This is a genomic window from Streptomyces coelicoflavus, assembly GCF_045041415.1.
Taxonomy (GTDB): Bacteria; Actinomycetota; Actinomycetes; order Streptomycetales; family Streptomycetaceae; genus Streptomyces; species Streptomyces coelicoflavus.
On the sequence record NZ_CP108218.1, the window covers coordinates 1,664,909 to 1,691,383 of the forward strand.

At 69.6% G+C, this 26,475-nt stretch carries 16 protein-coding genes; 4 read left to right on the top strand and 12 right to left on the bottom strand.

What is annotated here, in order from left to right; translation table 11 throughout:
• Nucleotides 1-13: 13 nt before the first annotated feature.
• Nucleotides 14-3,889 (bottom strand): bifunctional glycosyltransferase family 2 protein/CDP-glycerol:glycerophosphate glycerophosphotransferase, encoded by a 3,876-nt coding sequence (locus OHA99_RS07400; RefSeq protein ID WP_366472596.1) that lies wholly within the window; start codon nucleotides 3,887-3,889, stop codon nucleotides 14-16.
• A 380-nt stretch (nucleotides 3,890-4,269) separates the two neighbouring features.
• Between OHA99_RS07400 and OHA99_RS07405 the strand changes: the two genes are divergently transcribed.
• Nucleotides 4,270-5,358 (top strand): LCP family protein, encoded by a 1,089-nt coding sequence (locus OHA99_RS07405; RefSeq protein WP_153177418.1) that lies wholly within the window; start codon nucleotides 4,270-4,272, stop codon nucleotides 5,356-5,358.
• Between the two features lie 103 nt (nucleotides 5,359-5,461).
• Here the strand turns inward: OHA99_RS07405 and OHA99_RS07410 are convergent, their stop codons facing one another.
• Together OHA99_RS07410 and OHA99_RS07415 are read right to left on the bottom strand one after the other, a co-directional pair.
• Nucleotides 5,462-6,583, bottom strand: coding sequence for a hypothetical protein (locus tag OHA99_RS07410; RefSeq protein ID WP_153177419.1), 1,122 nt, complete (start codon nucleotides 6,581-6,583; stop codon nucleotides 5,462-5,464).
• A 120-nt stretch (nucleotides 6,584-6,703) separates the two neighbouring features.
• Nucleotides 6,704-7,732, bottom strand: a complete 1,029-nt coding sequence (locus tag OHA99_RS07415; RefSeq protein ID WP_153177420.1) for a hypothetical protein — start codon at nucleotides 7,730-7,732, stop codon at nucleotides 6,704-6,706.
• A gap of 98 nt (nucleotides 7,733-7,830) precedes the next feature.
• Between OHA99_RS07415 and OHA99_RS07420 the strand changes: the two genes are divergently transcribed.
• Nucleotides 7,831-8,208 carry an NTP pyrophosphohydrolase gene (locus tag OHA99_RS07420; RefSeq protein WP_381506153.1) on the top strand — a complete coding sequence of 126 codons (378 nt, stop codon included), beginning with the start codon at nucleotides 7,831-7,833 and terminating at the stop codon, nucleotides 8,206-8,208.
• A 60-nt stretch (nucleotides 8,209-8,268) separates the two neighbouring features.
• Here the strand turns inward: OHA99_RS07420 and OHA99_RS07425 are convergent, their stop codons facing one another.
• Together OHA99_RS07425 and dxs are read right to left on the bottom strand one after the other, a co-directional pair.
• A complete protein-coding gene (locus OHA99_RS07425) occupies nucleotides 8,269-9,780 on the bottom strand; it encodes an amino acid permease (RefSeq protein ID WP_153177422.1) in 1,512 nt (503 codons plus the stop codon).
• A gap of 166 nt (nucleotides 9,781-9,946) precedes the next feature.
• Complete coding sequence (gene dxs / locus OHA99_RS07430; protein ID WP_405694822.1) at nucleotides 9,947-11,875, bottom strand: 1-deoxy-D-xylulose-5-phosphate synthase; 1,929 nt, start codon at nucleotides 11,873-11,875, stop codon at nucleotides 9,947-9,949.
• 395 nt (nucleotides 11,876-12,270) lie between these two features.
• Here dxs and OHA99_RS07435 point away from each other — a divergent pair, with 395 nt between their 5' ends.
• Complete coding sequence (locus tag OHA99_RS07435; RefSeq protein WP_153177424.1) at nucleotides 12,271-13,794, top strand: chitinase; 1,524 nt, start codon at nucleotides 12,271-12,273, stop codon at nucleotides 13,792-13,794.
• 107 nt (nucleotides 13,795-13,901) lie between these two features.
• Here the strand turns inward: OHA99_RS07435 and OHA99_RS07440 are convergent, their stop codons facing one another.
• The 7 genes from OHA99_RS07440 to ngcE all read right to left on the bottom strand — a co-directional run bounded on the left by OHA99_RS07440 (nucleotide 13,902) and on the right by ngcE (nucleotide 22,193).
• The gene (locus OHA99_RS07440) at nucleotides 13,902-15,194 is read right to left on the bottom strand and encodes a sugar ABC transporter permease (protein WP_153177425.1); all 1,293 of its coding nucleotides are present in this window, start codon (nucleotides 15,192-15,194) and stop codon (nucleotides 13,902-13,904) included.
• Nucleotides 15,191-15,982 (bottom strand): ATP-binding cassette domain-containing protein, encoded by a 792-nt coding sequence (locus tag OHA99_RS07445; RefSeq protein WP_164382605.1) that lies wholly within the window; start codon nucleotides 15,980-15,982, stop codon nucleotides 15,191-15,193. The genes OHA99_RS07440 and OHA99_RS07445 overlap by 4 nt, the downstream gene beginning before the upstream one ends.
• 159 nt (nucleotides 15,983-16,141) lie before the next feature.
• The gene (locus OHA99_RS07450; protein ID WP_194280269.1) at nucleotides 16,142-17,245 is read right to left on the bottom strand and encodes a sugar ABC transporter substrate-binding protein; all 1,104 of its coding nucleotides are present in this window, start codon (nucleotides 17,243-17,245) and stop codon (nucleotides 16,142-16,144) included.
• Nucleotides 17,246-17,378: 133 nt separating this feature from the next.
• Nucleotides 17,379-18,590, bottom strand: coding sequence for an ROK family transcriptional regulator (locus OHA99_RS07455; protein WP_164382607.1), 1,212 nt, complete (start codon nucleotides 18,588-18,590; stop codon nucleotides 17,379-17,381).
• A gap of 215 nt (nucleotides 18,591-18,805) precedes the next feature.
• On the bottom strand, nucleotides 18,806-19,729 hold the full coding sequence (locus OHA99_RS07460; protein ID WP_153177429.1) for a carbohydrate ABC transporter permease: 924 nt from the start codon (nucleotides 19,727-19,729) through the stop codon (nucleotides 18,806-18,808).
• A gap of 3 nt (nucleotides 19,730-19,732) precedes the next feature.
• Nucleotides 19,733-20,659, bottom strand: a complete 927-nt coding sequence (locus OHA99_RS07465; protein ID WP_007445306.1) for a carbohydrate ABC transporter permease — start codon at nucleotides 20,657-20,659, stop codon at nucleotides 19,733-19,735.
• 85 nt (nucleotides 20,660-20,744) lie between these two features.
• Complete coding sequence (gene ngcE, locus OHA99_RS07470; protein WP_153177430.1) at nucleotides 20,745-22,193, bottom strand: N-acetylglucosamine/diacetylchitobiose ABC transporter substrate-binding protein; 1,449 nt, start codon at nucleotides 22,191-22,193, stop codon at nucleotides 20,745-20,747.
• Between the two features lie 446 nt (nucleotides 22,194-22,639).
• Here ngcE and OHA99_RS07475 point away from each other — a divergent pair, with 446 nt between their 5' ends.
• Nucleotides 22,640-26,437, top strand: a complete 3,798-nt coding sequence (locus OHA99_RS07475) for a GH92 family glycosyl hydrolase (protein WP_405694827.1) — start codon at nucleotides 22,640-22,642, stop codon at nucleotides 26,435-26,437.
• Nucleotides 26,438-26,475: the final 38 nt, after the last annotated feature.

Below are 26,475 nucleotides of genomic sequence, written 5' to 3' on the forward strand. Positions count from 1 at the left end.
GACGACGGCGTGGTCATGGGGTGCAGGCCGGCTGCCCGGTCCTCGCCGGGCCGATCCACGCCTCGGAGGTGTGTTCCGGGCCGGGCGGTGCGGGCAGCGCGGGCAGGGCGCTCACGGCCTGGACCGGGCCGGTCCCGGCGGACACCGGCCGGCGCGGTGCGGAGAACCAGTTGCTCGTGTGCCCCCGCACCGGGGTCATGGGACGTCCCGAGTGCGTGGTGTCGACGGTGCCGACGGCCGGCGCGTGGGCCTGCCCGGGGGCGAGGTCCCCGCCCGCCACGAGCAGCCGGTCGGCGAGCCGGGCGGAGGCGTAGCCGTCGTCCAGGTCGCAGAACTCCCGCTGGAACCAGCGGTACCGCTCGGCGTAGGCCTCCTGGACCCGGTCGATCTGTTCCACCGCCGACACCAGGACCTCGGAGGTGTCCAGCAGGGGTCCGGGGGCGCTGCCCGCGAAGTCGAAGTAGAAGCCGCGCAGGGTGTCCCGGTAGTGCTCCAGGTCGTAGGTGAAGAAGAGGATGGGCCGGCCGGTGTTGACGAAGTCGAACATGAGCGACGAGTAGTCCGTGATCATGATGTCGGTGATCAGGGAGAGGTCGGCCATGTCCGGGTAGTCGGAGACGTCGAAGACGAACCCGTCGCCCGCGCCCGGCACCGGGTCCACGACGTTGGGGTGGCGGCGGACCAGCAGGACGTGTTCGTCGCCCAGCCTCGCGCGGGCGTCGGCGAGGTCGATGCGGAAGTCCAGCTTGTACTTGCCCGGCGCGTAGTACTGGTCGTCGCGCCACGTGGGGGCGTACATGACGACCCGCTTGCCCTCGGGCAGGCCGATCCGGCGCCGGATCTCCTGCTCCCGCTCCTCGGTACCGGACAGCCGCAGGATGTCGTTGCGCGGGTAGCCCGACTCCACCATCTCGCCGGGGAAGCCGAAGGCGCGCTGGAGGATGGGGGTGGAGAAGCTGTTGGGCGACACCAGCATGTCCCAGTTCTGCACCTCCTTCTCGACCCGCTCCAGGTAGCGCTGGTCCGCGAAGTGGATGGACTCGATGTCGTGGCCGATCTTCTTCAACGGGGTGCCGTGCCACGTCTGGACGACGATCTGCCCCTCCCGCTTCTGGAACCAGTCCGGGAGGTGGTTGTTGGCGACGACGTACCTGCTGGTGGCGAGGGCCTCGTACCATTCGGGCGACCACATGCGGATCGGGATCGCGGTGTGCGGCACGTCCACCTGGTCGTCCCGCACCACCCACAGGTGTTCGAGGTCGGTGCCGCGCCGCAGCAGCTCCTCGTGCAGGGCACGCGGACTGTCCGAGTACTGGGTGCCCTTGAAGGCGTCGAAGAGGACGGCGGGGCGCACCCGCTGCCGGCGGGCCGCCGGGTACGCCTTGGTGCGCAGCAGTTTCTGCCGGTAGGGGCCGCGGGCGTGGTCGGGCATGGCCGAGTGGACCAGCAGGGACAGCCGGTCGTAGGCCTCGGCCTCCAGTTCGTAGCGCCGCTCGTTCGCCTCGTAGTTCTCGGGGAAGGCGGGAATGAGGTCCTGCTCGATCTTGACCATGAGGTCTTCGAGGCGGTCCTCCCTGGCCACGGACGACAGGTCCTGGCGGCGCAGGTAGAAGTCCCAGCGGCCGGCCGCGAGCGGGATGTCCCCGGCCAGGGTCCGCATGGCGGCGGGGCTGAGCAGGCAGCGGAACTCGCTGCCGTTCCACTCCACCGGGACCTCGCGCTCCGCGCCGTGCGCCCGGGAGCGGACCACCAGGTGGGCGTCCTGGTACTCCCGCGGCGACAGGCGGTCGGCGGCCAGGTACTGGCCGTGGATCTCCAGCACGCCGTCGGCGCGCCAGGAGAACGCCTTCGCCGTGGGCAGGGTGGCCCGCTCGAAGAGCACCAGGTAGCCGGAGCCGTTGCGGTGGACCACGACCTCGCGGTCGCCTTCCCGGGTCTGGAGGGAGTCGGGCATGCGGTAGTGCCCGTCCGGCGTCTCCTCGGCCATGACCGGGTAGATGGCCGTCTTGCGGCCCTCCACGTGGAGGGTCGTCTTCCAGCCGTTGCTGCCCATGCTCCAGGACTGCGGAATGTCCGTGCCCGCGTCGGCGTCGGCCCGGAAGGAGGGCACCAGTGAGCGCAGCGGAAGCCTGGCCGCGAAGGTGCACCAGCCGTCGCCGCCCGCCGTGAAGTAGACCTTGCCGTCGTGCTGGCCCGAGCCGCTCAGACTGGTGACGCGCAGCTTGCCCCACTCGGGCACGCGGGGACCGAGGTACACGCCGCGCAGCTCCAGCTGGTCGCCGACGACGCGGTGCGCGGTGATCCGGCAGCGGACGACCTCCACCCGGAGCTTCAGCTTGCCCTGGAGGAAGACCGGGAGGATACGGGTGTTCTTGTCGACGTAGCGGTACGGGGGGTTGGCCGCGGTCCCGGCCCCGCCCCGGTCGATGCCGCGGTACCGGAACAGCCCGCGGCTGAGCACGCCGGTGGCCACGTCCCAGGTTCCCTCGACCCACTCCCCCTTGCGCTTCAGGCGGGTCGTGTCGATCCGGGCCTCGAAGCCGGCCCAGTCGTAGCAGTAACGATTCTGGTTGGAGCGCTCGGTGGCCTGGGGCGCGTAGGTGGTCTTCGCCGTGGTGATCACCATGCGTCCCTGCTTCTTGTTCCGCAGGGCGATCGCCTTCACCGACATGTGCCGCTTGTGCACGTTGATGAAGCGCACGTACGCGGTCCCGCTCAGGGTCAGCAGGTGGCCGTTGGTGCTCCAGCGGGCCTCGCCGAGCGAACCGTGCAGGGAGAGTTCCTTGTCGAGCCGGAACGCCTTCTTGTCCAGTCCGACACCGCGGTCGCCGAGGTAGGGGTACTTCAGGTAGCGGTGGAAGCGGCGCTGGACCGGCATCGGACCGCCGCGGCGCTCGAACTCGATGACCTCCAGGAGCTCGGTCAGCCGCCACTCGCGCACCAGGAGCCACTTGACCCGGGCGTCCGCGGGCAGTTCGTCGATGATGGTGAGGTCGGCCTCGTCGAGGAACTCGTTGGCCCACTGCATGAACGACTGGCGGTACTCCTCGTCCGCGTCCGGCAGCACCTTGAGGTGCAGCATCAGGTCGGACTTCAGGCAGGCCATGTCGTACTTGCGCTTGCTCTCCTCGTACTGGCGCGAGCGCCGGTCCGCGAGGAAGCGGCTGACCGACTGCACCGCCGCGACCCGGTCGCGCAGGTTGGACAGCTCCGTGTGGCGCTGGGTGATGGAGGGCGCCGCCCCGCCTTCGCGCCGGCGCCAGAAGTAGACGATGTCGGTGATGACGTCGACCTTGGCGGCCCGGAAGTGGGCGTACATGTTGACCCAGGAGTCCTCGTACATGACGCCCTCGGGGAAGGCGATGTAGTGGTAGTCCCAGAACGACCGGCGGAACATCTTGTTCCAGACCGTCCGGTCGTAGATCAGCGCCTCGAACCTCGTGATGTGGGTACCGCGCCGGTTCTTCTGCATCGGGCCCTTGTGCAGCGGTGACTGCCACTTCTTGGTGGAGTTCATCATCTGCACGTTGCCCGACACGAAGTCCGACTCGGACCCCTCGAGGGTGCGGACCAGCAGGCCGTAGGCGTACTCGGGGATGACGTCGTCGCCGTCCACGAAGGCCAGGAACTCGCCCCGGGGGTGCATGGCCCGCAGTCCGGTGTTGCGCGCGTGTCCGGGACCCTGCGAGTGCTGGCGGATCAGACGGAAGCGCGGGTCGGCGGCGCAGAAGTCGGCGGCGATGCGTGTCGAGCCGTCGGTGGAGCCGTCATCGACGAGGATCACCTCGAAGTCGCGGAAGGACTGCCGTGCGATCGATTCCAGGCACTCGGCGAGATAGCTCTCGACGTCCTGGAAGGGCACGACAATGCTCAGACGCGGATGATCCACCAACTCGTACTCCTACCAAGACATTTCACGCCCAGCGGGCTGTTGCCGGTCCACACTGGACATCCCCACCCCCGACCGGTGGCGGCTCGCGGGCCCCCTGCACCGCCTCGTGCGTCACCGGTAAAACCCCTGACGGCCGGAAAGCCCCCCTTCACGGCCGTCACAGGTCCGCCACATCTTATGTCACTCTTAAGGACGGTCAAGGCCAGTTAATGTGGCGTACATCGCTGTTACCCGCTATGGTTCCCCGTTCGTAAAAATCCCTGAGTGTGGGCGCATATAGTTCTCGCACTGACAGACCGCATAGCGGGCCGGCCTCCCCCCACCCGGGCCCTGCGACTCCGCCTCCGCGGAGCCCGTGAGGAGAGGAACCGAACACCATGTCGCACAGCGCCACGACGGAGCCCCGGCGTGCCCGCCGGGCCGCGCCGGACGGCGGCCGTCGTACACCACGCCGCCGCAGGCGCTGGGGCCGGATCGTCCTGCTGTCGCTGGTGGTGCTGCTGCTCGCCGTCGGCGGCACCGGCTACTGGCTCTACAGCAGCCTGAACGGCAACATCGACGGAGTGGACCTGGACAAGGCCCTCGGCGACGACCGCCCCGAGAAGCTTCCGACGTCGGGACAGAACCTCCTGGTCCTCGGTTCGGACTCGCGTTCCGGGGACAACGCGTCGCTCGGCACCGGCAAGGTCTCCGGGGCGCGTTCGGACACCGCCCTGGTGGTGCACATACCCGAGGGCCGCAAGCAGGCCGTCGCCGTGAGCATCCCGCGCGACACCCTCGTCACCCGCCCGGAATGCACCAAGTCCGACGGCTCCGCCCTCCCGGAGGCGAAGCGGGTGATGTTCAACTCCGTGTACTCGCTGGCCGGACCCGCCTGCGTGGTCAAGACGGTGGAGAAGATGTCCGGGGTGCGGATGGACCACTACATGGAGATCGACTTCGCCGGCTTCAAGGGGCTGGTCGACGCCATCGGCGGGGTGCCCGTCACCATCGACGAACCCATCAAGGACAGTTCCAGCGGCCTCGACCTGAGTGCCGGCACCCACACCCTGGACGGCACCGAGGCCCTGGCCTTCGTGCGGACCCGGCACGGGGTCGGCGACGGCAGCGACCTCGGCCGCATCGGGCTCCAGCAGCAGTTCCTGATCGCGCTGCTGAGCGAGGTCAAGAAGCAGGACCTGTTCGGCAGCCCCACCAAGACCTACAAGATCGCCGACACGCTCACCGCGGCACTCACCACGGATTCCGACCTGGCCTCGCTGACCAGCCTGGCGGACTTCGCCCGCAGCATGAACGGGGTCGACCCGGCGACCATGGAAACGATCATGCTTCCGGTGGCCTACGACAAGATCGATCCGAACCGGGTCGTGGCCGCCGAACCTCAGGCGGGCGACCTGTGGAAGGCCGTGCGCTCGGACTCCGAGATCCCCGAGTCCGCGAAGAAGTCGCCCGCGACCGGCGGCTGACCCCTCGACGTCGCGAGGACCGGCCCGCGGGATCGACCCGCGGGCCCGTCGTGCGCGGCGTGCCGGGATTCCGGTGACTCCCGCTCAGTGCCCGGTGTCCCGCTCAGTGCCCGAGGGACTCCCACCGGCCGAGGGACAGGCCCCCGGCGGCGTCCTGACGGGCCACCCTGGGCGCGCCGTCGCCTCCGACCAGCGCCATCACCACCCGCCCGTGCCCGTCCCGGGCCAGCGCGGGAACTCCCTGGCAGGGTTCCCCCAGTGCGTACCACCAGAACCCGGCCGCCTCGTTCTCGGTACCGCCCACGCCGAGCACGGCGGAGCCGTCGCGGTCCCGGCCGGCGAGGACGACACTGTCGTAGCCGTCCACCACCGTGCGCAGGCGGGCGCAGGGCTCTCCGGTCGGCGTGCCGCCCAGCGAGACGGGCCAGTCGCCCTCCCGCCAGGCGCCCACAGCGCCGTTGCCGGTGTCGGTCCAGAAGTACGTGGCGCGCTCCGGTGCGGTCTCCAGCGCGGTGACCGTGCCCGGCACCGGTCGCAGCGCCAGGCCCTGGGGACCCTCGAAGTCGCCGCCGGGCGCGGTCTGGCGCCACAGGAGGACGCCCGACTCCGTGGCGGCACAGACCTCCAGCCGCCCCCCGGCCAGGGAGACGCACGCGGGCGGGGCGTCCACGCCGGTGCCTCGCAGGTCCTCCCAGGCCCGCCACTTGCCGTTCGGGGCCTCACGGCGCAGCGCCAGACCTCCGTGCGCGTCCGGCACGAAGACGTGCACGGTGCCGTCGGCCGCGACGGCACCGAGGGGCCGTCCGAGGTCCCGGCCCTGCTCCGGGTCGCGATGCGGGTTGCCGAGCGAGCGCCACTCGGTGAAGGCCAGTCCGGTCTGGTACTGGATGGCGTGCACGACGTCCACGCCGGTGCGGCCGTCGGACCGCTCGCGCTCTCTGCGGCCGAGGAAGTGAACGTAGGTGTCCGACCCCTGAACCACCGTCAGATGGGTCAGTCCCCTCACCGGGACGAAGTGCGGTCCGCTCCATTCCGGGCCGCCCACCGCGGTCTCGGTCCAGCGCACCAGCCCGCCGTCCGCGGGCACGTAGAGGCTGAGCCGCCCGTCCCTGCCCAGGGTGAGCCAGTCACCGGCCGGTGCCGGCGCGGCGCCGTGCTTCCGCTCCTCGTCACCGGGACCGATCCGGCGGGCGGCGCCGACGGGGCCTGCCGACCTTCTCCGCATGGCCTGCTGCACCTTCCTGAAGCCCGCCCCATCTCGGACAGGGACCGTCGAACGCCGAACATCATATGCCGTTCGTTCACCAGTTCCCCATGGACCGGTCACGAGGCCGTCGACGGGCGGTCAGACCGCCGCCCAAGCCCCCAGCGCCAGCCCCGCCTCGTCCTTCCGCCGGCTCAGCAGCAGCTGTCCGCTCGACGGGGACAGGGTGGCCGCCACCAGGCGGCCGTCGGTGTCCAGGGTCAGGGAGACGGTCGCGTCGGACGGCAGGGCGGGGCCCGACTCGGTCCAGGCCGCGCCCATCTCCTCCAGTTCCGAGGGGTACGCGGCGAAGGCGACGCGGCCGCCGGCCGCCGCGCGCTGGGCGACCAGCGTGCAGTCGTGGCCGTCTATGACGGTGCGGACGGCGGACACGGGGCCGGGGCCGGCGGCGGCCACCAGGGCTGCGGGCTTTCCGCCGGGGCGCCAGGCGCACAGCTCACCGGTGCCGTCGTCGGTGTAGAAGACCGTGGTGTGCTCCGCGGAGGTCGCCAGGGCGCGCAGGGTGCCCGGGCGGACCGTGGCGTCGAGGCGCTCCCCCGGCACCGGTCGCGCGCCCGGCTTGTCCTGGCGCCAGTGCAGGATGCCGCCCTCGACGGGTGCGTACGCCTCGACCAGGCCGGAGTCGGCCGTCACGGCCGCCGGTGCCTCCTGGACGCCGCGGCCCTTCAGGTCCCGCCAGGGCTCCCAGCCGCCCTTCTCCTGCTGGGCCACCATGCTCAGGCCGCCGCCCCCGTTGCGGACGAAGACGTGGGCGCGGCCCTGGGCGTCGACCGCGACGGCGGGGGTCCCGGTGCGGTCGCCCTGCTTGTTGGGGTGGCCGGCGGGCTGCCAGTCCAGGGGCGCGAGCAGCGGCCGGAAGTGCGTGGTGTGCACGAGGGCGCAGCGGCCGGCGCCGGTGGGGCGCCAGGCGACCAGATGGGTGTAGCCGTCCGGTCCCCGGCCGACCGCGATGCCGCCGTCCGGGCGCAGTTCCTGGTCGCCGCCGATGCGGCGCGGGGGCTCCCACGGGCCGGCCGGGGCGCGTTCGGCACGCCACAGGGCGGCGTCGTTCGACGGGAGGTACACACTGAGGCGGCCGTCGCGGCCGGTAAGAAGCCAGTCGCCATTCACCGGATCACTCTAAGCGGGGCCGTCGGCTCCGTGTCGGTCGGGTGTGGCCGTCCACGTGCCCGGAGGGGACGAGGGTGGGGGCGTGCGACCCTGACGGGATGGAAGACGACGTGTCTCTGCTCGTGATCGTCGACGCCGCGAACGTCGTCGGCTCGGTGCCGGACGGCTGGTGGCGGGACCGGCGCGGGGCCGCCGAGCGGTTGCGGGACCGGCTGGCGGCGGACGGGGTGCCGGGGCGGGCCGGGCCGGTGGAGGTCGTGCTCGTGGTGGAGGGGGCGGCCCGCGGGGTGGAGTCCGTGCCCGGCGTACGGGTGGAGTCGGCGCCCGGCAGCGGGGACGACCACATGGTCGAACTGGTCGCGCGGGCGGCGGACGGCCGCGCCGTCCTGGTCGTCACGGCCGACCGCGAGCTGCGCCGCCGGGTGACGGAGCTGGGCGCGGAGGTGGCGGGGCCCAGGACGGTGCGGCCGGGGTGAGAGCCGGCCGCACACGGCACCGGGGCCACGCCCCCGCGCCGGCGCGAGGGGGCGGCGACGCTACGGGCCCTTGGGGCCCGACGGCTCGGCCGGTGCCTCCTCGCCCCGGGCCAGGCGGCTGTGGGTGCGGCCGTAGAAGAAGTACACGACGAAGCCGATCGCCATCCAGATGGCGAACCGGACCCAGGTCTCGGCGGGCAGGTTCAGCATCAGCCACAGCGAGGCGGCCACGGACACGATGGGCAGCAGCGGGACCAGCGGGGTGCGGAAGGCGCGGGGCAGGTCGGGCCGGGTCCGGCGCAGGATGATCACGCTGATCGCGACGACGACGAAGGCGAAGAGGGTGCCGATGTTCACCAGTTCGGCCAGCTCGCTCAGGCTGGTGAAGCCGGCGACGATCGCGATGATCACACCGAGCAGGATGGTCGGTCGGTAGGGGGTGCGGAACTTCGGGTGGACGTGGGAGAAGAAGCGCGGCAGCAGTCCGTCCCGGCTCATCGCGAAGAACACGCGGGTCTGGCCGAGCAGCAGGATCATGCAGACCGTGGTCAGGCCGACCGCGGCGCCGAAGCTGATGACGCCGGAGAAGAACGGATGCCCGGTGGCCTTGAACGCGTCGGCGAGCGGGGCGTCCACGGAGAGCTCGGTGTAGTGCTGCATGCCGGTGACGACGATCGAGACGCCGACGTACAGCAGGGTGCAGATGATCAGGGAGCCGAGGATGCCGCGGGGCATGTCGCGCTGCGGGTTCCTGGTCTCCTCGGCGGCGGTGGCGACGATGTCGAAGCCGATGAAGGCGAAGAAGACGACCGAGGCGGCCGTGAAGATGCCCATCACCCCGAAGTTGGACGGCGCCCATCCGAACATCAGCTGGATGAGGGGTGAGTGCAGTCCTCCGCCCGCCTCGACGGGCTGCGACTTCGGGATGAAGGGGTCGTAGTTGGCGGTCTTGACGAAGAAGGCCCCCGCGATGATCACGACGAGGACGACCGCCACCTTGATGGCGACGACGACCGAGGTGATCCGCGCCGACAGCTTCATCCCGAGCACGAGGACGGCGGTGAGCACCAGCACCAGGGCGGCGGCGAGGATGTCGAAGCCGAAGCCCTCGGCGCCGTCCCTGCCGCCCAGCTCGGCGGGCATGTGCCAGCCCGCGTTGTCCATCAGTGAGCGGATGTAGCCGGACCAGCCGACGGCCACCACCGCCGTGCCGAGCGCGAACTCCAGGACCAGGTCCCAGCCGATGATCCAGGCGGGCAGTTCGCCCAGCGAGGCGTAGGAGAACGTGTACGCCGAGCCGGCGACCGGGACGGTGGAGGCGAACTCGGCGTAGCACAGCGCGGCGAGCGCGCAGACGACTCCGGCGACGACGAACGCCAGGGCCGTGGCGGGGCCGGCGTTGTCCTTGGCGACGGTGCCGGTCAGCACGAAGATGCCGGTGCCGATCACGACACCGATACCGAAGACGGTCAGGTCCAGCGCCGACAGGGATTTCTTGAGCGCGTGCTCCGGTTCCTCCGTGTCCCGGATGGACTGCTCGATCTTCTTGGTCCTGAACAGGGTGTTGCTCACGGGGACCTCCCACGCTTGTCGTCCTCGACATGATCGAGAGGGGGCGTACTGCGTATGCCCCGGCATGGGCGATTTCACGCGGATGGGCCGGTTGCACCACTGCAACGAGTGGTGCGACCGGCCCATCCGGCTCAGTGCCGGGTTGCGGGTCCCGCGGCGCGCGGTGTCAGTCGCGCGCGGCCTCCACCTGGTCCACCCCGGCGCCCGCACGGTCGTACCGGCCGTCGAGCTTGGCGACCAGGCCGGTGACCTGGCGGGCGATGTCGGGCGCGGTGAGCCCGATCTCGGCCAGGACCTCGGCGCGGGAGGCGTGGTCGAGGAAGCGCGGCGGGATGCCGAAGTCGCGCAGCGGCACGTCGACGCCGGCGTCGCGCAGGGCCTGGGCGACGGCGGAGCCGACGCCGCCGACGCGGGAGTTGTCCTCGACGGTGACGACCACGCGGTGGCGCTCGGCGAGCGGGGCCATGGCCTCGTCGACGGGCTTGACCCAGCGCGGGTCGACCACGGTGGTGGAGATGCCCTGTTTGTCCAGCAGGTCGGCGACCTCCAGGCACATCGGCGCGAGGGCGCCGACCGAGACCAGGAGCACGTCGGGGGTGTCGGTGCCGGGGGCGCGCAGGACGTCCATGCCGCCGACGCGGCCGACGGCGGGGACTGCGGGGCCGACGGCGCCCTTGGAGAAGCGGACCACGGTCGGCGCGTCGTCCACCGCGACGGCCTCGCGGAGCTGGGCGCGGACCTGGTCGGCGTCGCGCGGGGCGGCGAGCCGGAGGCCGGGGACGACCTGGAGGATCGACATGTCCCACATGCCGTTGTGGGAGGCGCCGTCGGTGCCGGTGACGCCGGCCCGGTCCAGCACGAACGTCACACCGCACTTGTGCAGGGCCACGTCCATCAGGACCTGGTCGAAGGCGCGGTTGAGGAAGGTGGCGTAGACGGCGAAGACCGGGTGGACCCCGCCGTGGGCGAGGCCGGCCGCGGAGACCGCGCCGTGCTGCTCGGCGATGCCGACGTCGTAGACGCGGTCGGGGAAGGCCTTGGCGAACTTGTCGAGGCCGACCGGCTGGAGCATGGCGGCCGTGATGGCGACCACGTCCTCGCGCTCCTTGCCGAGCTTGAGCATCTCGTCGCCGAAGACGGACGTCCAGTCGGCGCCGGAGGTGGAGATGGGCAGGCCGGTGTCGGGGTGGATCTTGCCGACGGCGTGGAAGCGGTCGGCCTCGTCCTGGAGGGCGGGCTGGTAGCCGCGGCCCTTCTCGGTGAGGCAGTGCACGATCACCGGGCCGCCGAAGCGCTTGGCGCGGGTGAGGGCGGACTCCAGGGCCTCCAGGTCGTGGCCGTCGATCGGGCCGACGTACTTGAGGCCGAGGTCCTCGAACATGCCCTGCGGGGCGATGAAGTCCTTCAGGCCCTTCTTGGCGCCGTGCAGGGTGTCGTAGAGGGGGCGGCCGACGACCGGGGTGCGCTCCAGGACCTCCTTGGTGCGGGCCAGGAAGCGCTCGTAGCCGTCGGTGGTGCGCAGGGTCGCCAGGTGGTTGGCGAGGCCGCCGATGGTGGGGGCGTAGGAGCGCTCGTTGTCGTTGGCGACGATGACCAGGGGGCGGTCCTTGGCGGCGGCGATGTTGTTCAGCGCCTCCCAGGCCATGCCGCCGGTGAGGGCGCCGTCGCCGATGACGGCGACGACGTGGTCGTCGCGGTCGAGGACCTGGTTGGCCTTGGCGATGCCGTCGGCCCAGCCGAGGACGGTGGAGGCGTGGCTGTTCTCGATGACGTCGTGCTCGGACTCCCCTTGCGAGGGGTAGCCCGACAGGCCGCCCTTCATCTTCAGCTTCGAGAAGTCCTGGCGGCCGGTGAGCAGCTTGTGCACGTAGGACTGGTGGCCGGTGTCCCAGAGCACCTTGTCCTTCGGCGAGTCGAAGACCCGGTGCAGGGCGAGGGTGAGTTCCACCACGCCGAGGTTGGGGCCGAGGTGGCCGCCGGTCTTGGAGACGGCGTCGACGAGGAAGGTACGGATCTCCTCGGCCAGCCGAGTCAGCTCTTCCAGGCTGAGCCGGTCCAGATCGCGCGGTCCCGTGATGCGGGTCAGCAGCGGCACCCGTGCCTCCTTGCAGTAGAGCTGTTGCCGGGCTCGTCGAGTCTAATGTTCCGCTCCGGCGGAACGTGTCCGGGCGGTGCGTCGTACGTCACGCGTTCGGCCTTACCCAGCGACGGAGGGTTCTACGTGTCCCCGGCCCCGCCGTACCGCGTCCCGGCCGGCGGTGTCCGGCTCCGCGCCGGCGGCTCCGGCTTGGGGACACCTTTACCCGGATGGTCCAGTGGGCCGGACGCGCGGTGTCCAGGCCCGGCGACGCCCGCCCCGGCATATTGGTCTAGTCCCATTCTGGTCCAGACCATTGCGTCCCCCGGTGCTCCGGCGATATCCCCGTACCCGGCAACACCCCCGCACAGCACGGGAATCGACGCTCCACCCCCACACACACCGGGACTGACATGAGACGCATGCGTTCCATCCGCGCGGCCCTCACCGCGGCCGCCACCGCCGTGGCCGCGCTGGGCCTCGCCCTGTCCGGCACCGGCCCGGCCCAGGCGGCGACCCCGCTGCCGGACCGGGTCTTCGCGCCGTACTTCGAGGCCTGGACCGGCGAGAGCCCGGCCGCGCTGGCCGCCCAGTCGGGTGCCAAGCACCTCACCATGGCCTTCCTCCAGACGGCGGCCCCGGGCTCCTGCACGCCGTACTGGAACGGCGACACGTCGATGCCGATCGCGCAGTCGACCTTCGGCGCCGACTTCGACACCATCCAGGCGAACGGGGGCGACGTCATCCCCTCGTTCGGCGGCTACACGGCCGACACCACCGGCACCGAGATCGCCGACAGCTGCACCGACGTCCAGCAGATCGCCGCGGCCTACGAGAAGGTCATCACGACCTACGACGTCTCCCGGCTCGACATGGACATCGAGATCGACGCGCTGGACAACACCGCGGGCATCGACCGCCGCAACAAGGCCATCAAGCTGGTCCAGGACTGGGCCGCCGCGAACGGCCGCGAGCTCGAGATCTCCTACACGCTCCCCACGACCACCCGCGGCCTCGCGAGCAACGGCGTCGCCCTGCTCGAGAACGCCGTGCGCAACGGCACCGAGGTCGACGTCGTGAACCTCATGACGTTCGACTACTACGACAACCAGCCCCACGACATGGCCCAGGACACCCGGACGGCCACCCAGGGCCTGCACGACGTGCTGGCCCGGCTCCACCCGGACAAGTCCTCGGCCGAGCTGTGGCACATGATCGGCGTCATCGAGATGATCGGCGTCGACGACTTCGGACCGGCGGAGACCTTCACCCTGGACAACGCCCGCACGGTCTACGACTGGGCCCTGGAGCAGGGCATCAACACCCTCTCCTTCTGGGCGCTCCAGCGGGACAACGGGAGCTGCGCGGGCGGCGGTGCGGCCGACAACTGCTCCGGCATCCAGCAGAACACCTGGGACTTCTCGCACATCTTCGCGCCGTTCACCGGCGGCAGCACCGCCCCGGAGAACGACTTCTCCCTCTCCGCCGCCCCGGCCTCCGGCACGGTGGCCGCGGGCGCCTCGGCCACCACCACGGTGAGGACCGCGGTGAAGTCGGGCACGGCGGAGACGGTGCGGCTCACGGCGAGCGGGGTCCCGGCGGGCGTCACCGCGTCCTTCAGTCCCGCCTCGGTCACGGCGGGCGGACAGTCGACGCTCACCCTGGCCACCACCGACCGGGCGGTTTCCGGGACGTACTCCGTCACCGTCAACGGCACCAGCCCGTCCGGCAGCCACAGCACCACGTACTCCCTGACCGTCACCGGCGGCAACGGCGGCCAGTGCACGGCCGCCCCGTGGAGCTCGGGCGCGATCTACACCGGCGGGCAGCAGGTCTCCCACGAGGGGCACACCTGGAAGGCCAAGTGGTGGACGACCGGCGAGGAGCCCGGGACCACCGGCCAGTGGGGCGTCTGGCAGGACCTCGGCGCCTGCTGAGCGGCACACCGGCGGCAGGAGGGACATCGGTGACGCACACGTGAAACGGTCCGCCCGCCCAGGGCTCAGCTGGGCGGGCGGACCGTCGTCGGCCGTGCGGCGGCTTGCTACGCGCGGCCGGCCGTCTTCTGCGTCTTGCGGGTGACCGCGTCGATGACGACGGTCGCCAGCAGCACGCCACCGGTGATCATGTACTGGACCGGCGAGCCGACGCCCTCGAGGGCGAGGCCGTACTGGATCGAGACGATGACCATCACACCGAGCAGCGCGTTCCAGGTGCGGCCGCGGCCGCCGAACAGGGACGTGCCGCCGATCACGGCCGCGGCGATGACGTTCATCAGGAACTCACCGGTGCCCGCGCCCTGGTTGGCGGCGGCGATCTTCGAGGCCACGAAGAGGCCGCCGAGGGCGGCGAAACCGCCGGCGATCGCGAAGACCGAGATCCGGACCAGTTCCACGTTGATACCGGCGCGGCGGGACGCCTCGACGCTGCCACCGAGGGCGAAGATCATGCGACCGTAGGCGGTGCGGCGCAGGACGAAGTCCGTGAGCAGCAGGAACGCCAGGAAGATGACCACGGCCAGCGGCAGGCCCTTGTACTGGTTGAAGACGAACGCCACGACGAAGGCCAGGATCGCGAGCAGCACCGTGCGCACGATGATCTCGTTCAGCGGCCGGGACGGCACCCCGGCGGCCGCACGGCGGCGGTTGTCGAAGAACGCGGTGAGGAAGTACCCCGCGGTCACGACGATCGCCAGGCCGTAGGCGGCGGCCACGTCGCTGAAGAAGTAGCTGGTCATCTTGACGACGATGCCCTCGGAGTCGAGGTTCACCGTGCCGTTGCTGCCCAGGATCTGCAGCATGAAGCCCTGCCAGAACAGCAGTCCGGCCAGCGTCACGGCGAAGGCCGGCACACCGATGCGGGCGAAGAAGAAGCCGTGAATGGCGCCGGCCACGGTGCCGGTGAGGATCGAGAGCAGCAGGGCGAGCCACTCGTTCATCCCGTGCGTGACGCTCAGCACTGCGAAGGTGGCGCCCGCGACACCGCTGACCGAGCCGACCGACAGGTCGATCTCGCCGAGCAGCAGGACGAAGACGATACCGACGGCGATCATGCCGGTACCGACCATGGCGACCGACATGTCGGAGAAGTTGCCGGCGGTGAGGAAGTTGGAGTTCAGGCTGGTGAAGATGGCCCAGATGACCAGCAGTCCGACGACGACCGGGATGGACCCGAGGTCACCGGCCTTCATCTTCCGCTTGAACTCGCCCATGTAGCCCGCGAAGCCCTGCTCGCGCACCAGCAGCCGCGGGTCGACCGCGGTGGCCGCGCCGGAGGCCGCGGCGGGGTTCTCGACCGCCTGGTCCTCGGCGGGAGTGGAGGTCTTGTCGATGCTCACTTCTTGATCTCCCCATTGGTGCGCGCCGCACGACGGGTCACGGCGTTCTCCGTGGCGCCCGTGATGGCGGAGATGATCTCTTCCTGCGAGGTCGACTTGACCTCGAAGACGCCGTTGTTGCGCCCGAGGCGCAGGACGGCGACCTTGTCGGCGACCGCCTTGACGTCGGCCATGTTGTGGCTGATGAGGATGACGGCGTGGCCGCGCTCGCGCAGCCGCTCCACGAGGTCGAGGACCTGCGCGGTCTGCTCGACGCCGAGGGCGGCGGTGGGCTCGTCGAGGATGACCAGCTTGGGCTCGCCCAGCATGGACCGGGCGATCGCCACCACCTGGCGCTGACCGCCGGAGAGCGAGGCGATCGGGATGCGCACGCTGGGTATGCGGATGGACAGCGTGTCCAGGAGCTCGCGGGAGCGGCGCTCCATCTCCACCTCGTCCAGGACGCCGCGCCTGCGGATCTCCCGGCCCAGGTAGAGGTTGCCGACGACGTCGATGTTGTCGCACAGCGCGAGGTCCTGGTAGACGGTCGCGATGCCGAGGGTCTGGGCGTCGTGCGGTTTGTTGATCGAGACGGCCTTGCCGTCCCACTCGATGGCGCCCTCATCGATGGGGTGCACGCCGGCGATCGTCTTGACCAGCGTGGACTTTCCGGCACCGTTGTCGCCCACCAGGGCGACCACCTCACCGGCGTGGACCTCAAGCTCTACGTCGGTGAGCGCCTGGACGGCACCGAATCGCTTGGAGACCCCGCGCAACGCCAGCACGGGCGTAGCGGACACGTGAACCATCTCCTTCGCCGCCTGACCCGGCGGGAGGTTGTGCAGAAGTTTGTTGGGGGGTGTTCCGTCCGGCGCCCCGCGTAGCTTGCGGGGCTGATGAGTGCGGGGCGCCGGAGGAGCCGGGGCGGGCGGTCCGGGCCGCTCACGCGGCACGGGACTCGGGTCCGCTTACTTGAGGCCGATCTTGTCGCAGGCGGCCTTGTACTTGTCGGTGCAGATCTCGTCGATCGTGTAGAAACCGTCCTTGATGACGGTCTCCTTGATGTTGTCCTTGGTCAGCGAGACGACCGGGACGATGACCGCGGGAACACCCTTGGTGGTGGCGCTGTCGACCTTGTCGTTGGCGATGGAGTCGAGCGACTCGCCCTTGGCCAGCGCGACGGCCATCTCGGCCGCGGTCTCGGCCTCCTTCGGGTAGGACTTGAAGACGCTCATGTACTGCTCACCGGTGACGATGCGCTGCACGCCCGCGAGTTCGGCGTCCTGGCCGGTGACCGGGATGTCGTTGATGCCGGCGCGCTTGAGGGCGGTGATGGAGCCGCCCGCCATGCCGTCGTTGGCGGAGTAGACGCCGTCGATGTTGTCCTTGCCGAGCGCGGAGATGGCCGCCTGCATGTTGGCGTTGGCGTTCTCCGGCTTCCACTCCTTGGTGTCGTACTCGCGGCCGATCTTGACCTTGCCGTCGAGGACGGAGTGGGCGCCCTCCTTGAACTGGGCGGCGTTCGGGTCCGTGGAGGAGCCGTTCATCATGACGATCTGGCTGTCCTTGGCCTTGTCGCCCAGCGCCTTCAGGAGCGCCTCGCCCTGCGTCTTGCCGACGGTGACGTTGTCGAACGAGGTGTAGGCGTCGATCGGACCCTCGGCCAGGCGGTCGAAGGCGACGACCTTGATGCCGGCGTCGTGGGCCTTCTTCACCGAGCCCGCGATGGCCTTGTAGTCCACCGCGTCGATGATCAGCACGTCGACCTTGTTGGTCACCATCGTGTCGACCTGCTGGTTCTGAAGGCTGGCGTCCTGCTTGGCGTTGGCGTAGACGACCTTGCCCTTGTTGTTCGTGAGCTCCTTGACCTTCTTCTCGATCATGGGCTTGTCGAACTTCTCGTACCGCGCGGTCTGGTTCTCGGGAAGGAGCAGACCGACCTTGATGTCGTCGCCCTTCTTCGCCGCCGAGTCGGACGAGTCGCTGCCGCCGTCCGATTCCTTGGCGCTGCCACAGGCGGCGAGCGAGACGGCCATCGCGGTGGTGGCAACGGCAACGGCGGCACGACGCATACGCGTGTTCACTTCACAAACCTCCCTGACGAGGCCGCGACGTTGCGGCCGAGGTGGCTGGAAGTCAACTCGGCCACACGTGCGACGTCAAGAAGTAAATCCTTAACGAGATGACAACGGTGCCATCCGTGCTCTAAGTGAAGGCAGGCGTGGCCGCCGGCAGAGCGCCGGTCGCAGACCCGTCCAAGAGCGTCGAATCGCCCATCTCGCTCAGCGCCAGGGCGAGCGCCCCGAGCACCTCCGCACGGCCTCCAAGGGCCCCGGGGAGCACGGAGAGTTGGCGCGCCGCACTGGGGATGGCGTACCGCCCGACGGACTCTCTTATCGGCCCGAGCACCAGCTCGCCAGCCTCGGCGAGATCGCCGCCGAGGACGACCCGGCTCGGGTTGAGCAGGTTGCAGAGGTTGGCGACTCCACTGCCGATGTGGCGGCCGACGTCGGCGATCACCCGACGGCAACCGGGGTCACCGTCCCGGGCCAGCCGCACCACGCCCTCCATCGTCAGATCGGGGCCGTGGCCGGGCTGGAGGAGCGGAAGCACATAGCGTGCTGCCGCGAAGGTCTCGAGGCAACCCCGGTTTCCGCACCGGCAGACGGGGCCGGCCTCATCAAGGGTGATATGCCCGATTTCTCCCGCTGTGCCGCCGGGGCCGCGGTAGATCTTCCCGTTGATCACCAGGCCGGCGCCGACACCGCTGGCGACCTTGATGTACGCCAGGTCCCGCACCCCCCGGCCGCTGCCCCAGACCAGCTCGCCCAGGGCGCCGAGGTTGGCGTCGTTGTCCACGTGCACCGGCACGCCGAGCCGCCCCCGCAGCTCCTCGGCGGGCCGGGTGCCGCCCCAGCCGGGCAGGATGGCGGTCGAGCCCAGCGTCCCGGACTCCACGTCGATCGGGCCCGGTACGCCGAGCCCCACTCCGGCGATCTTGGCGCGGTCCACACCGGTGGCCGCGATCAACCGGCTGACCAGCTGTTCCGCCCGGTCGAAGCCCTGCGCCGCGGACGCGTCGACGTCCAGGGGCTCGGACTCCTCGGCGAGCACCTGGTGGGCGAGGTTGCCGACGGCGACGCGCAGGTGGGTGTGGCCGAAGTCCACGCCGATGACGATGCCCGCGTCGCCGCTCAGCGAGACGCTGCGGGCCCGCCGGCCGCCCGCGGAGGTGGGGGTGACCTCCACCGTCCCGCCGTCCTTCAGCTCCCGGACGATGTTCGAGACCGTGGCCGCGGACAGGCCCGTCGTCCTCGCGATCTCCGCCTGCGTCAGCGAACCGGCGAGCCGTACCGCTCGTACGACCCGTTCCAGGTTGGCTCGGTGCAGCGACGACTGCGACCCCGGAGTCTCCACGACGACCTCCTGCGCGCGGGGCCGCTTCGATGAGGCCCCTTCCATGTGCAACTAGTGAACCCTAAGCAGAGCCGTTCGGGTCACCTACCGTCAAGAGGTTGAACCGCATCCGGGTATCCCATGTGGGCGGCACCGCACATACGAGCATGCCGCCCCCGGGGTTCCGGGAGCGGCATGCGGAGGAGGTTTCCGGGGTTCCCCGGGGGCCGGGGACGCTACTTCAGCGCACCCGCGGTGAGCCCCTGGACCACCTGGCGCTGGAAGATGATGTACGCGGCCAGCACCGGCAGCATCGCCATGACCAGGCCCGCGAACAGGCCCGACCAGTCGCCCTTGTACCCCTGGCTGACCGCCAGCTGCACCAGGCCCTGGGTGAGGACGTGTTTGTCCGGGTCCGTGTTCAGCACGGTCGGCAGCATGTACTGGTTCCACTGGCCCAGGAAGTTGAAGATCCCCACACTGATCAGGCCGGGCTTGGCCATGGGCAGCATGACCTGGAAGAACGTCCGGGTGTGCGAGGCCCCGTCCACGAAGGCGGCCTCGGCCACCGAACTGGGCAGGGTTCTGAAGAACCCGGTCAGGAAGAACACCGTGAAGGGCAGCGAATAGGCGATGTAGACCAGGATCAGCCCGTGGATCGTGTTGAGCATTCCCATGTTGTCCACGACGTAGAACAACGGGACGAGGGCGAGCATGATCGGGAAACTCATGCCGGCGATGAACAAGTAATAGATGAACCGGTTGCCGGGAAAGTCGAACCGGGCCAGCACGTAGGCCGCCATGGACCCCAGCACCAGGGTGCCGACGAGCGAACCGCCCACCACCAGGATGGTGTTGAGGAAGTAGTCGCTCATGTGCGCCTGGGACCAGGCCCGCGACCAGTTGTCGAAGTTCAGCTTGTCGGGCAGCGACCAGGGCGAGCCGAAGATGGAGGCGTCGTCCTTGAAGGAGGTCATCACCGCCCACACCAGCGGCATGCCGACCATGATCGCCCAGATGACGAGGACGCCGTGGGAGAAGACGTTGAGGGTGGTGCCCTCCTTCTTCCCCTCCTTGAGTCCGCCGGGGGCGGCCTCGGCCTTCAGGACGGGCGTGCCGGGCTCGGCGGGCACGGGGGCGGGGGTCTCGGTCGTCTTCATTGATCAGTACTCCAGCCGCTCGCGCCGGCCCAGTCGCATCACGACGGCGGCGAAGGCCAGCGTGACGAGGAGCAGGGCGACGCCGATGGTGGTGGCGTAGGCGGCCTGACCGTCACGGAACGCCTTCTGGTACACGTACAGGACCATGACGGTGGTCGAGTAGTCGGGTCCGCCGGGGCCGGTCGTCATGATCTGCACGACGGCGAAGGACTCGGCGCCCAGCGCGAGGATGCCCATGTAGACCCAGCCGGACTGCACGGTGTCCCAGAGCAGCGGCAGGGTCACCTTGAAGAAGGTGGTGGCGCGGTCCGCCCCGTCCAGCAGCGCGGCCTCGTACAGCTCCGCCGGGATGGAGGCCATGCCCGCGGAGAAGAGGACCACGAAGAAGCCGACCGTCGACCAGACGAGCACCGCCATCACGCACCACAGGGCGATGTTGGGGTCGCCGAGCCACAGCGGCTGGAGGGAGTCCAGGCCGATTCCGCGCAGCAGGGAGTTGATCGCGCCGCTGTCCGGGTTGTAGGCGAACTGGAACAGCAGGGCGACGATCGCGATGGACAGGACCTGCGGGAAGAAGTACACGATCTTGTAGAAGCCGGAGCCGCGCACACCGGTGATCGCCGGGCCGCCGCGGCGGCGCCGTCCGCCCACGTTGATCATGAAGGCGAAGAAGAGCGCCAGGCTGAGTGTCACCAGCGGCACCAGCAGCGCGAACATCACGCTGTGCTGCAACGACTTCCAGAAGATGTCGTCGTCGAGCATCCGCGAGTAGTTGTCGAAGCCGACCATCTTGTACTCGGGACTCAGCCCCGTCCAGTCCGTGAACGAGTAGTAGATGGACTGGATGAACGGCCAGATGACGAAGAGCGCGTACAGCCCCAGGGGAACCGCCAGGAACCCCACGATGAACCGGTACTTGCCGTGCTGCATTGCTACCGACCCCGATCTGCGTGCGGGTGGCGCCGCCAGGGCCCGCCCGGCGCGGTGGCGCCGGACAGGCCCTGGTGACGCGTCCTCACTGGTGCTTGTAGTGCTTGATCGACGAGTCCTTGGCGGCTTCGTCGGCGTAGCCCTGGATCTTCTTGATGGTCTCGGCCGGGGTCATCCGGCCCGCCATCATCTCGCCGAGGCAGCCGACGCCGATCTTCTCCTTCTGGAGCTGCACGTACCAGTCCTGCATCCGCGGGTTCACCACGTTGTCGCCGGCCAGTTCCAGGGCCGCGACACCGGACTTGAGGCCCGGGGTGAGCTCGATGCCGTCGGTGCCGCCGTTGTAGGCGCTCAGCGACTTCACCTTGCTGGTGAAGTTCTTGGAGGACGCCTCGCTGAGCATGATGCGCAGCTGCTCCATGCCGCCGGATCCGTTGGCCGCCTTGGCGGGGACGATGAAGGGCTCGCCGCCGGACGCCCAGATGGTGCCGAAGGGCATCTTGTCGGAGTCGTCGATGCCGGGCGGCGCGGAGACGGCGAGGTCGAAGTCGGCGGGGATGACCTTGGCCGACTCGTTCTCCACCCAGGAGCCGTTGGGGATGAACAGGGCGTCGCCCTTGGCCCACGCGGTCTGCGACTGGATGTGGTCCAGGCCCGGGGTGCCCTTGAGGACGTAGCCCTTCTTGAACAGCTCGTACCAGGCCTCGAAGACCGTCTTGACCGCCGGGTGCTTCCAGGCGTTCGGCTCCAGGTTGTCGATGGCGTTCAGCACCTCGACGCCGCCGACCTTGGCGATCATCGGGGACATCGAGAAGGGGATGTAGTACGGGTACTTGCCGGCGTAGGTCCAGCCGGCCATGCCCTTCTTCTTGGCCTTGGCGCAGACCGCGAGCATCTCGTCCCAGGTCTGGGGGTACTCCGCGTCCAGGGAGTCCAGGGCCTTCTGCGAGTACCAGTTCCCGTACACCGTGTAGGCGTAGTACAGGATCCAGACCGGGTCGCCGTCGAACTGGCCCATCTCCACGATGCCGGGGCGCAGCGTGTCGCGGACCTTCTTGTTCGGGTCGTCGTAGGACGGCGCGTCGAGCAGCGGGGTGAGGTCGGCGAGCTGCTTCTTGCCGACCAGGACGCCCATGTCCATCTGCTCGGCGCCGGAGTTGTCGACGAGGTCGGGCGGGTTGCCGCCGTTGAAGCGCGGCTGGAGGGTCGACTGGATCTTCTGGGTGGCGGAGAACTTCACCTCGGCCTTCGGGAAGGCCTTCTCGTACAGCTTCACGGCGTCCTCGGCGTACTCCTTGCCGAAGCCTCCGTCGAAGAGGACGAACTCCATCTTGGCGCTCTCGTTGACCGCCAGCGGGTTCTTCGCGGACTTCTCGCCCGCCTCGGCCTTCTTCTGGTCGTCCCCGCCGCCGCTCGCGCAGGCGGACAGGAAGCCCATGGCCGGTACGGAGACCAGGCCGAGCGCGGCGGACCGCTTGATCAGATCGCGGCGGCCGACGCCCGTACCGTTGTTCTCGGCGGAAGTGGATCCCATGCTCAAGTCCTCGCCTTCTCCAGGACTCAGGCGGTGAACCGGATCCTCCCCGGCACCGCGATCGGGTCACGCTGGGTCGTGCTGTTTCTTGCTGGGCCGTACTGGAAACGCGGGTTCTTCCGTGCGGTCACGGATACCGTCACCGCTGTTCGGGCGCTTGGGCGGTTCCTCGTCGTGGTTCCCCCCGTATCCCCCGATGGGCGACAGGTATAGTCCACTTTCCGTCGGCGGAGCAAGATCGAATGCAAGGTTCCCGGTACGTCTTTTCCGAGTTGAGACCTCCCGGAAATATGAGTGCCCTGTGCATCGCATGCCGTAGGAATCCCCGCCATAACCCCCTAACGCCACATCCAACACCCTTGACATCACTTGCCACTTGACCCCTACTGGTCCTTGCGCAGTTGAATTGACAACGTTGTCCCCAGCGCTGGGAGGGTGGCCAGGACATGCAGTACAGAGTTCGGCACAGATGGGGTCCGGCGGTCGTGACGGCGACCGCCTTCGCCTTGGCGGTGGGCTCGCAGGGGGCCGCGGTCGCCCTGCCCGGCGCGCCCGCGAAGGCCGACCGGGAGTTCGCGTCGTCCTTCGAGAAGGGCGACCCGGCCCCGGACTGGACCGACACCGTGGACACCGGCGGCAAGCGGTCCTCCGGTGTGGACGGCGGGTTCAGCACCGGCATACCGGGCAACGTCACGGAGAACGTCACCGGGGTGCGGGCCAGCGCCGAGAACACGGGCGGCGGGGAGGTGAAGGAGAACCTCGTCGACAACGAGCCGGGCACCAAGTGGCTGACCTTCGCCCCGACCGGCTGGGTCGAGTTCGACCTGGACGCCCCGCAGAAGATCGCCAAGTACGCGCTCACCTCGGCCAACGACCACGACGAACGCGACCCGGTGGACTGGACGCTGAAGGGCTCGTCGGACGGCGAGAACTGGCAGACCGTGGACACCCGCACCGGGGAGAGCTTCGGCGAGCGTTTCCAGACGAAGACGTACGAACTCTCCGAAACCGCTGAATTCCAGCATTTCAGGCTGGAGATCACCAAGAACAACGGGGCCGGCGACGCACTCCAGCTCGCCGACGTCCAGCTGGCCACCGACGGCACCGAGGTCCCCACCCCCGAGGACATGCTCTCCTCCGTCGACGACGGCCCGGCGGGCTCGCCCACCGCGAAGGCGAACGCCGGCTTCACCGGCACCCACGCACTGCGCTACGCGGGCCGCCACACGGCCGACGGCCGGGCCTACTCGTACAACAAGGTCTTCGACGTCGACGTGCGGGTCGACCGGCGTACCGAGCTGTCGTACAAGATCTTCCCGTCGATGGCGGACGGCGACCTCGACTACGACGCCACGAACGTCTCGGTCGACCTCGCCTTCACCGACGGCACCTACCTGAGCGACCTCAAGGCCACCGACCAGCACGGGTTCCCGCTGACGCCGCGCGGTCAGGGCGACGCCAAGATCCTCTACGTGAACCAGTGGAACAGCGTCGAGTCGGGCATCGGCACGGTCGCGGCCGGCAAGACCGTCGACCGGATCCTGGTGGCGTACGACTCCCCCAAGGGCCCGGCGAAGTTCCGCGGCTGGCTGGACGACGTGGAGATCAAGCGCGCCAAGCCCGAGCGTCCGAAGGCCCATCTGTCCGACTACGCGCTCACCACCCGCGGCACCAACTCCAGCGGCAGCTTCTCCCGCGGCAACAACTTCCCCGCGACCGCCGTGCCGCACGGCTTCAACTTCTGGACGCCGGTGACCAACGCCGGTTCGCTCAGCTGGCTCTACGACTACGCGCGCGGCAACAACGACGCCAACCTGCCCACCCTCCAGGCGTTCAGCGCGAGCCACGAGCCGAGCCCGTGGATGGGCGACCGGCAGACCTTCCAGGTGATGCCCTCGGCCGCCTCCGGCACCCCGGACACCGGCCGCGACGCCCGCGAGCTGGCCTTCCGGCACGAGAACGAGACCGCCAAGCCGTACTACTACGGCGTGCGGTTCGAGAACGGCGTCAAGGCCGAGATGACGCCGACCGACCACGCCGCGATGATGCGCTTCACCTACCCCGGTGACGACGCGAGTGTGATCTTCGACAACGTCGAGAACAGTGCCGGCCTGACCCTGGACAAGGAGAACGGCACCTTCTCCGGCTACTCGGACGTCAAGTCCGGGCTGTCCACCGGCGCCACCCGCCTCTTCGTGTACGGCGAGTTCGACAGCAGGGTCACCGGCGGCGACTCCAGCGGCGTCAAGGGCCACCTGCGCTTCGACGCCGGCCGGGACCGCGCCGTGACGCTGCGCATCGCGACCTCGCTGCTGAGCGTGGACCAGGCGAAGGACAACCTCCGCCAGGAGATCCCAAAGCGCGCCTCCTTCGACAAGGTCAAGCGCGCCGCCCAGAAGCAGTGGGACCGGATCCTCGGCAAGGTCGAGGTGGAGGGCGCCACGCAGGACCAGCTGACCACGCTGTACTCCAGCCTCTACCGCCTCTACCTGTACCCGAACGCGGGCCACGAGAAGGTCGACGGGAAGTACAAGTACGCCTCCCCGTTCTCCAAGGCGGTCAAGGAGGACACCCCGACCGAGACCGGCTCGAAGATCGTGGACGGCAAGGTCTACGTCAACAACGGCTTCTGGGACACGTACCGGACCACCTGGCCCGCGTACTCCTTCCTCACCCCCTCCCAGGCCGGTGAGCTGGTCGACGGCTTCGTGCAGCACTACAAGGACGGCGGCTGGACCTCGCGCTGGTCCTCCCCCGGCTACGCGGACCTGATGACCGGCACCTCCTCCGACGTGGCCTTCGCCGACGCCTACGTCAAGGGCGTCGACTTCGACGCGAAGGCCGCGTACGACGCGGCGGTCAAGAACGCCACCGTGGTGCCGCCGTCCTCCGGCGTGGGCCGCAAGGGCATGGAGACCTCGCCCTTCCTCGGCTACACCAGCACCGAGACCCACGAGGGCCTGTCGTGGGCGCTGGAGGGCTACCTCAACGACTACGGCATCGCGAAGATGGGCGAGAAGCTCTACAAGGAGACCGGCGAGAAGCGGTACAAGGACGAGTCCGCGTACTTCCTCAACCGCGCCCAGGACTACGTCAACCTCTTCGACGCGAAGGCCGGCTTCTTCCAGGGCAAGGACGCCAAGGGCAACTGGCGCGTGGACTCCGGGAAGTACGACCCGCGCGTGTGGGGCTACGACTACACGGAGACCAACGGCTGGGGCTACGCCTTCACCGCCCCCCAGGACAGCCGGGGCCTCGCCAACCTGTACGGCGGCCGCGACGGCCTCGGCGACAAGCTCGACGAGTACCTCTCCACCCCGGAGACGGCCTCCCCGGAGCTGAAGGGCTCCTACGGCGGCGTCATCCACGAGATGGTCGAGGCGCGCGACGTCCGCATGGGCATGTACGGGCACTCCAACCAGGTCGCCCACCACGCCCTGTACATGTACGACGCGGCCGGGCAGCCGTACAAGACGCAGAAGAACATCCGCGAGGTGCTCCAGCGGCTGTACACCGGCAGCGACATCGGCCAGGGCTACCACGGCGACGAGGACAACGGCGAGCAGTCGGCCTGGTTCCTCTTCTCCTCGCTCGGCTTCTACCCGCTGGTGATGGGCAGCGGCGAGTACGCCGTCGGGTCCCCGATGTTCACGAAGGCCACGGTGCACCTGGAGAACGGCCGCGAGCTGGTCGTCAAGGCGCCGAAGAACAGCACGAAGAACGTCTACGTGCAGGGCCTGAAGGTCAACGGCAAGCGCTGGAACTCCACGTCGCTCCCCCACGCGCTGCTCGCCAAGGGCGGCGTCCTGGAGTTCGACATGGGCGCCAAGCCCTCCTCGTGGGGCACCGGCGAGCACGCGGCGCCGCCGTCGATCACCAAGGACGACGAGGTGGCGACCCCGCGCGCCGACGCGCTCACCGGCGAAGGCGCCCTGTTCGACAACACGTCGGGGACGGACGCGAGCGTGACGTCCGTGGACCTGCCCGTGTCCGGCAAGGGCGTCGAGGCGGTCCAGTACACGCTCACCTCGTCGGCGGACCGTGCGCAGGCGCCGGCCGGCTGGAAGCTCCAGGGCTCGGCCGACGGCACCACCTGGCGGACGCTGGACGAGCGCTCGGGCGAGTCCTTCGCCTGGGACCGGCAGACGCGGGCGTTCTCGGTGAAGTCACCGGGCTCGTACGCCAAGTACCGGCTGGTGCTGGACGGCGAGCACACGCTGGCGGAGGTGGAGCTGCTGGCCTAGCCGGCACACCCGGCCGGTGAACGAACGAACGACGGACG

What these genes read in the sequence shown, in the direction of transcription:
- OHA99_RS07405 (WP_153177418.1), top strand. Translation starts at nt 4,270, where the DNA reads ATGTCGCACAGCGCCACGACGGAGCCCCGGCGTGCCCGCCGGGCCGCG.
- OHA99_RS07410 (WP_153177419.1), bottom strand. Translation starts at nt 6,583, where the DNA reads ATGCGGAGAAGGTCGGCAGGCCCCGTCGGCGCCGCCCGCCGGATCGGT.
- OHA99_RS07420 (WP_381506153.1), top strand. Translation starts at nt 7,831, where the DNA reads ATGGAAGACGACGTGTCTCTGCTCGTGATCGTCGACGCCGCGAACGTC.
- OHA99_RS07435 (WP_153177424.1), top strand. Translation starts at nt 12,271, where the DNA reads ATGAGACGCATGCGTTCCATCCGCGCGGCCCTCACCGCGGCCGCCACC.
- OHA99_RS07445 (WP_164382605.1), bottom strand. Translation starts at nt 15,982, where the DNA reads ATGGTTCACGTGTCCGCTACGCCCGTGCTGGCGTTGCGCGGGGTCTCC.
- OHA99_RS07450 (WP_194280269.1), bottom strand. Translation starts at nt 17,245, where the DNA reads ATGCGTCGTGCCGCCGTTGCCGTTGCCACCACCGCGATGGCCGTCTCG.
- OHA99_RS07460 (WP_153177429.1), bottom strand. Translation starts at nt 19,729, where the DNA reads ATGAAGACGACCGAGACCCCCGCCCCCGTGCCCGCCGAGCCCGGCACG.
- OHA99_RS07465 (WP_007445306.1), bottom strand. Translation starts at nt 20,659, where the DNA reads ATGCAGCACGGCAAGTACCGGTTCATCGTGGGGTTCCTGGCGGTTCCC.
- ngcE (WP_153177430.1), bottom strand. Translation starts at nt 22,193, where the DNA reads ATGGGATCCACTTCCGCCGAGAACAACGGTACGGGCGTCGGCCGCCGC.
- OHA99_RS07475 (WP_405694827.1), top strand. Translation starts at nt 22,640, where the DNA reads ATGCAGTACAGAGTTCGGCACAGATGGGGTCCGGCGGTCGTGACGGCG.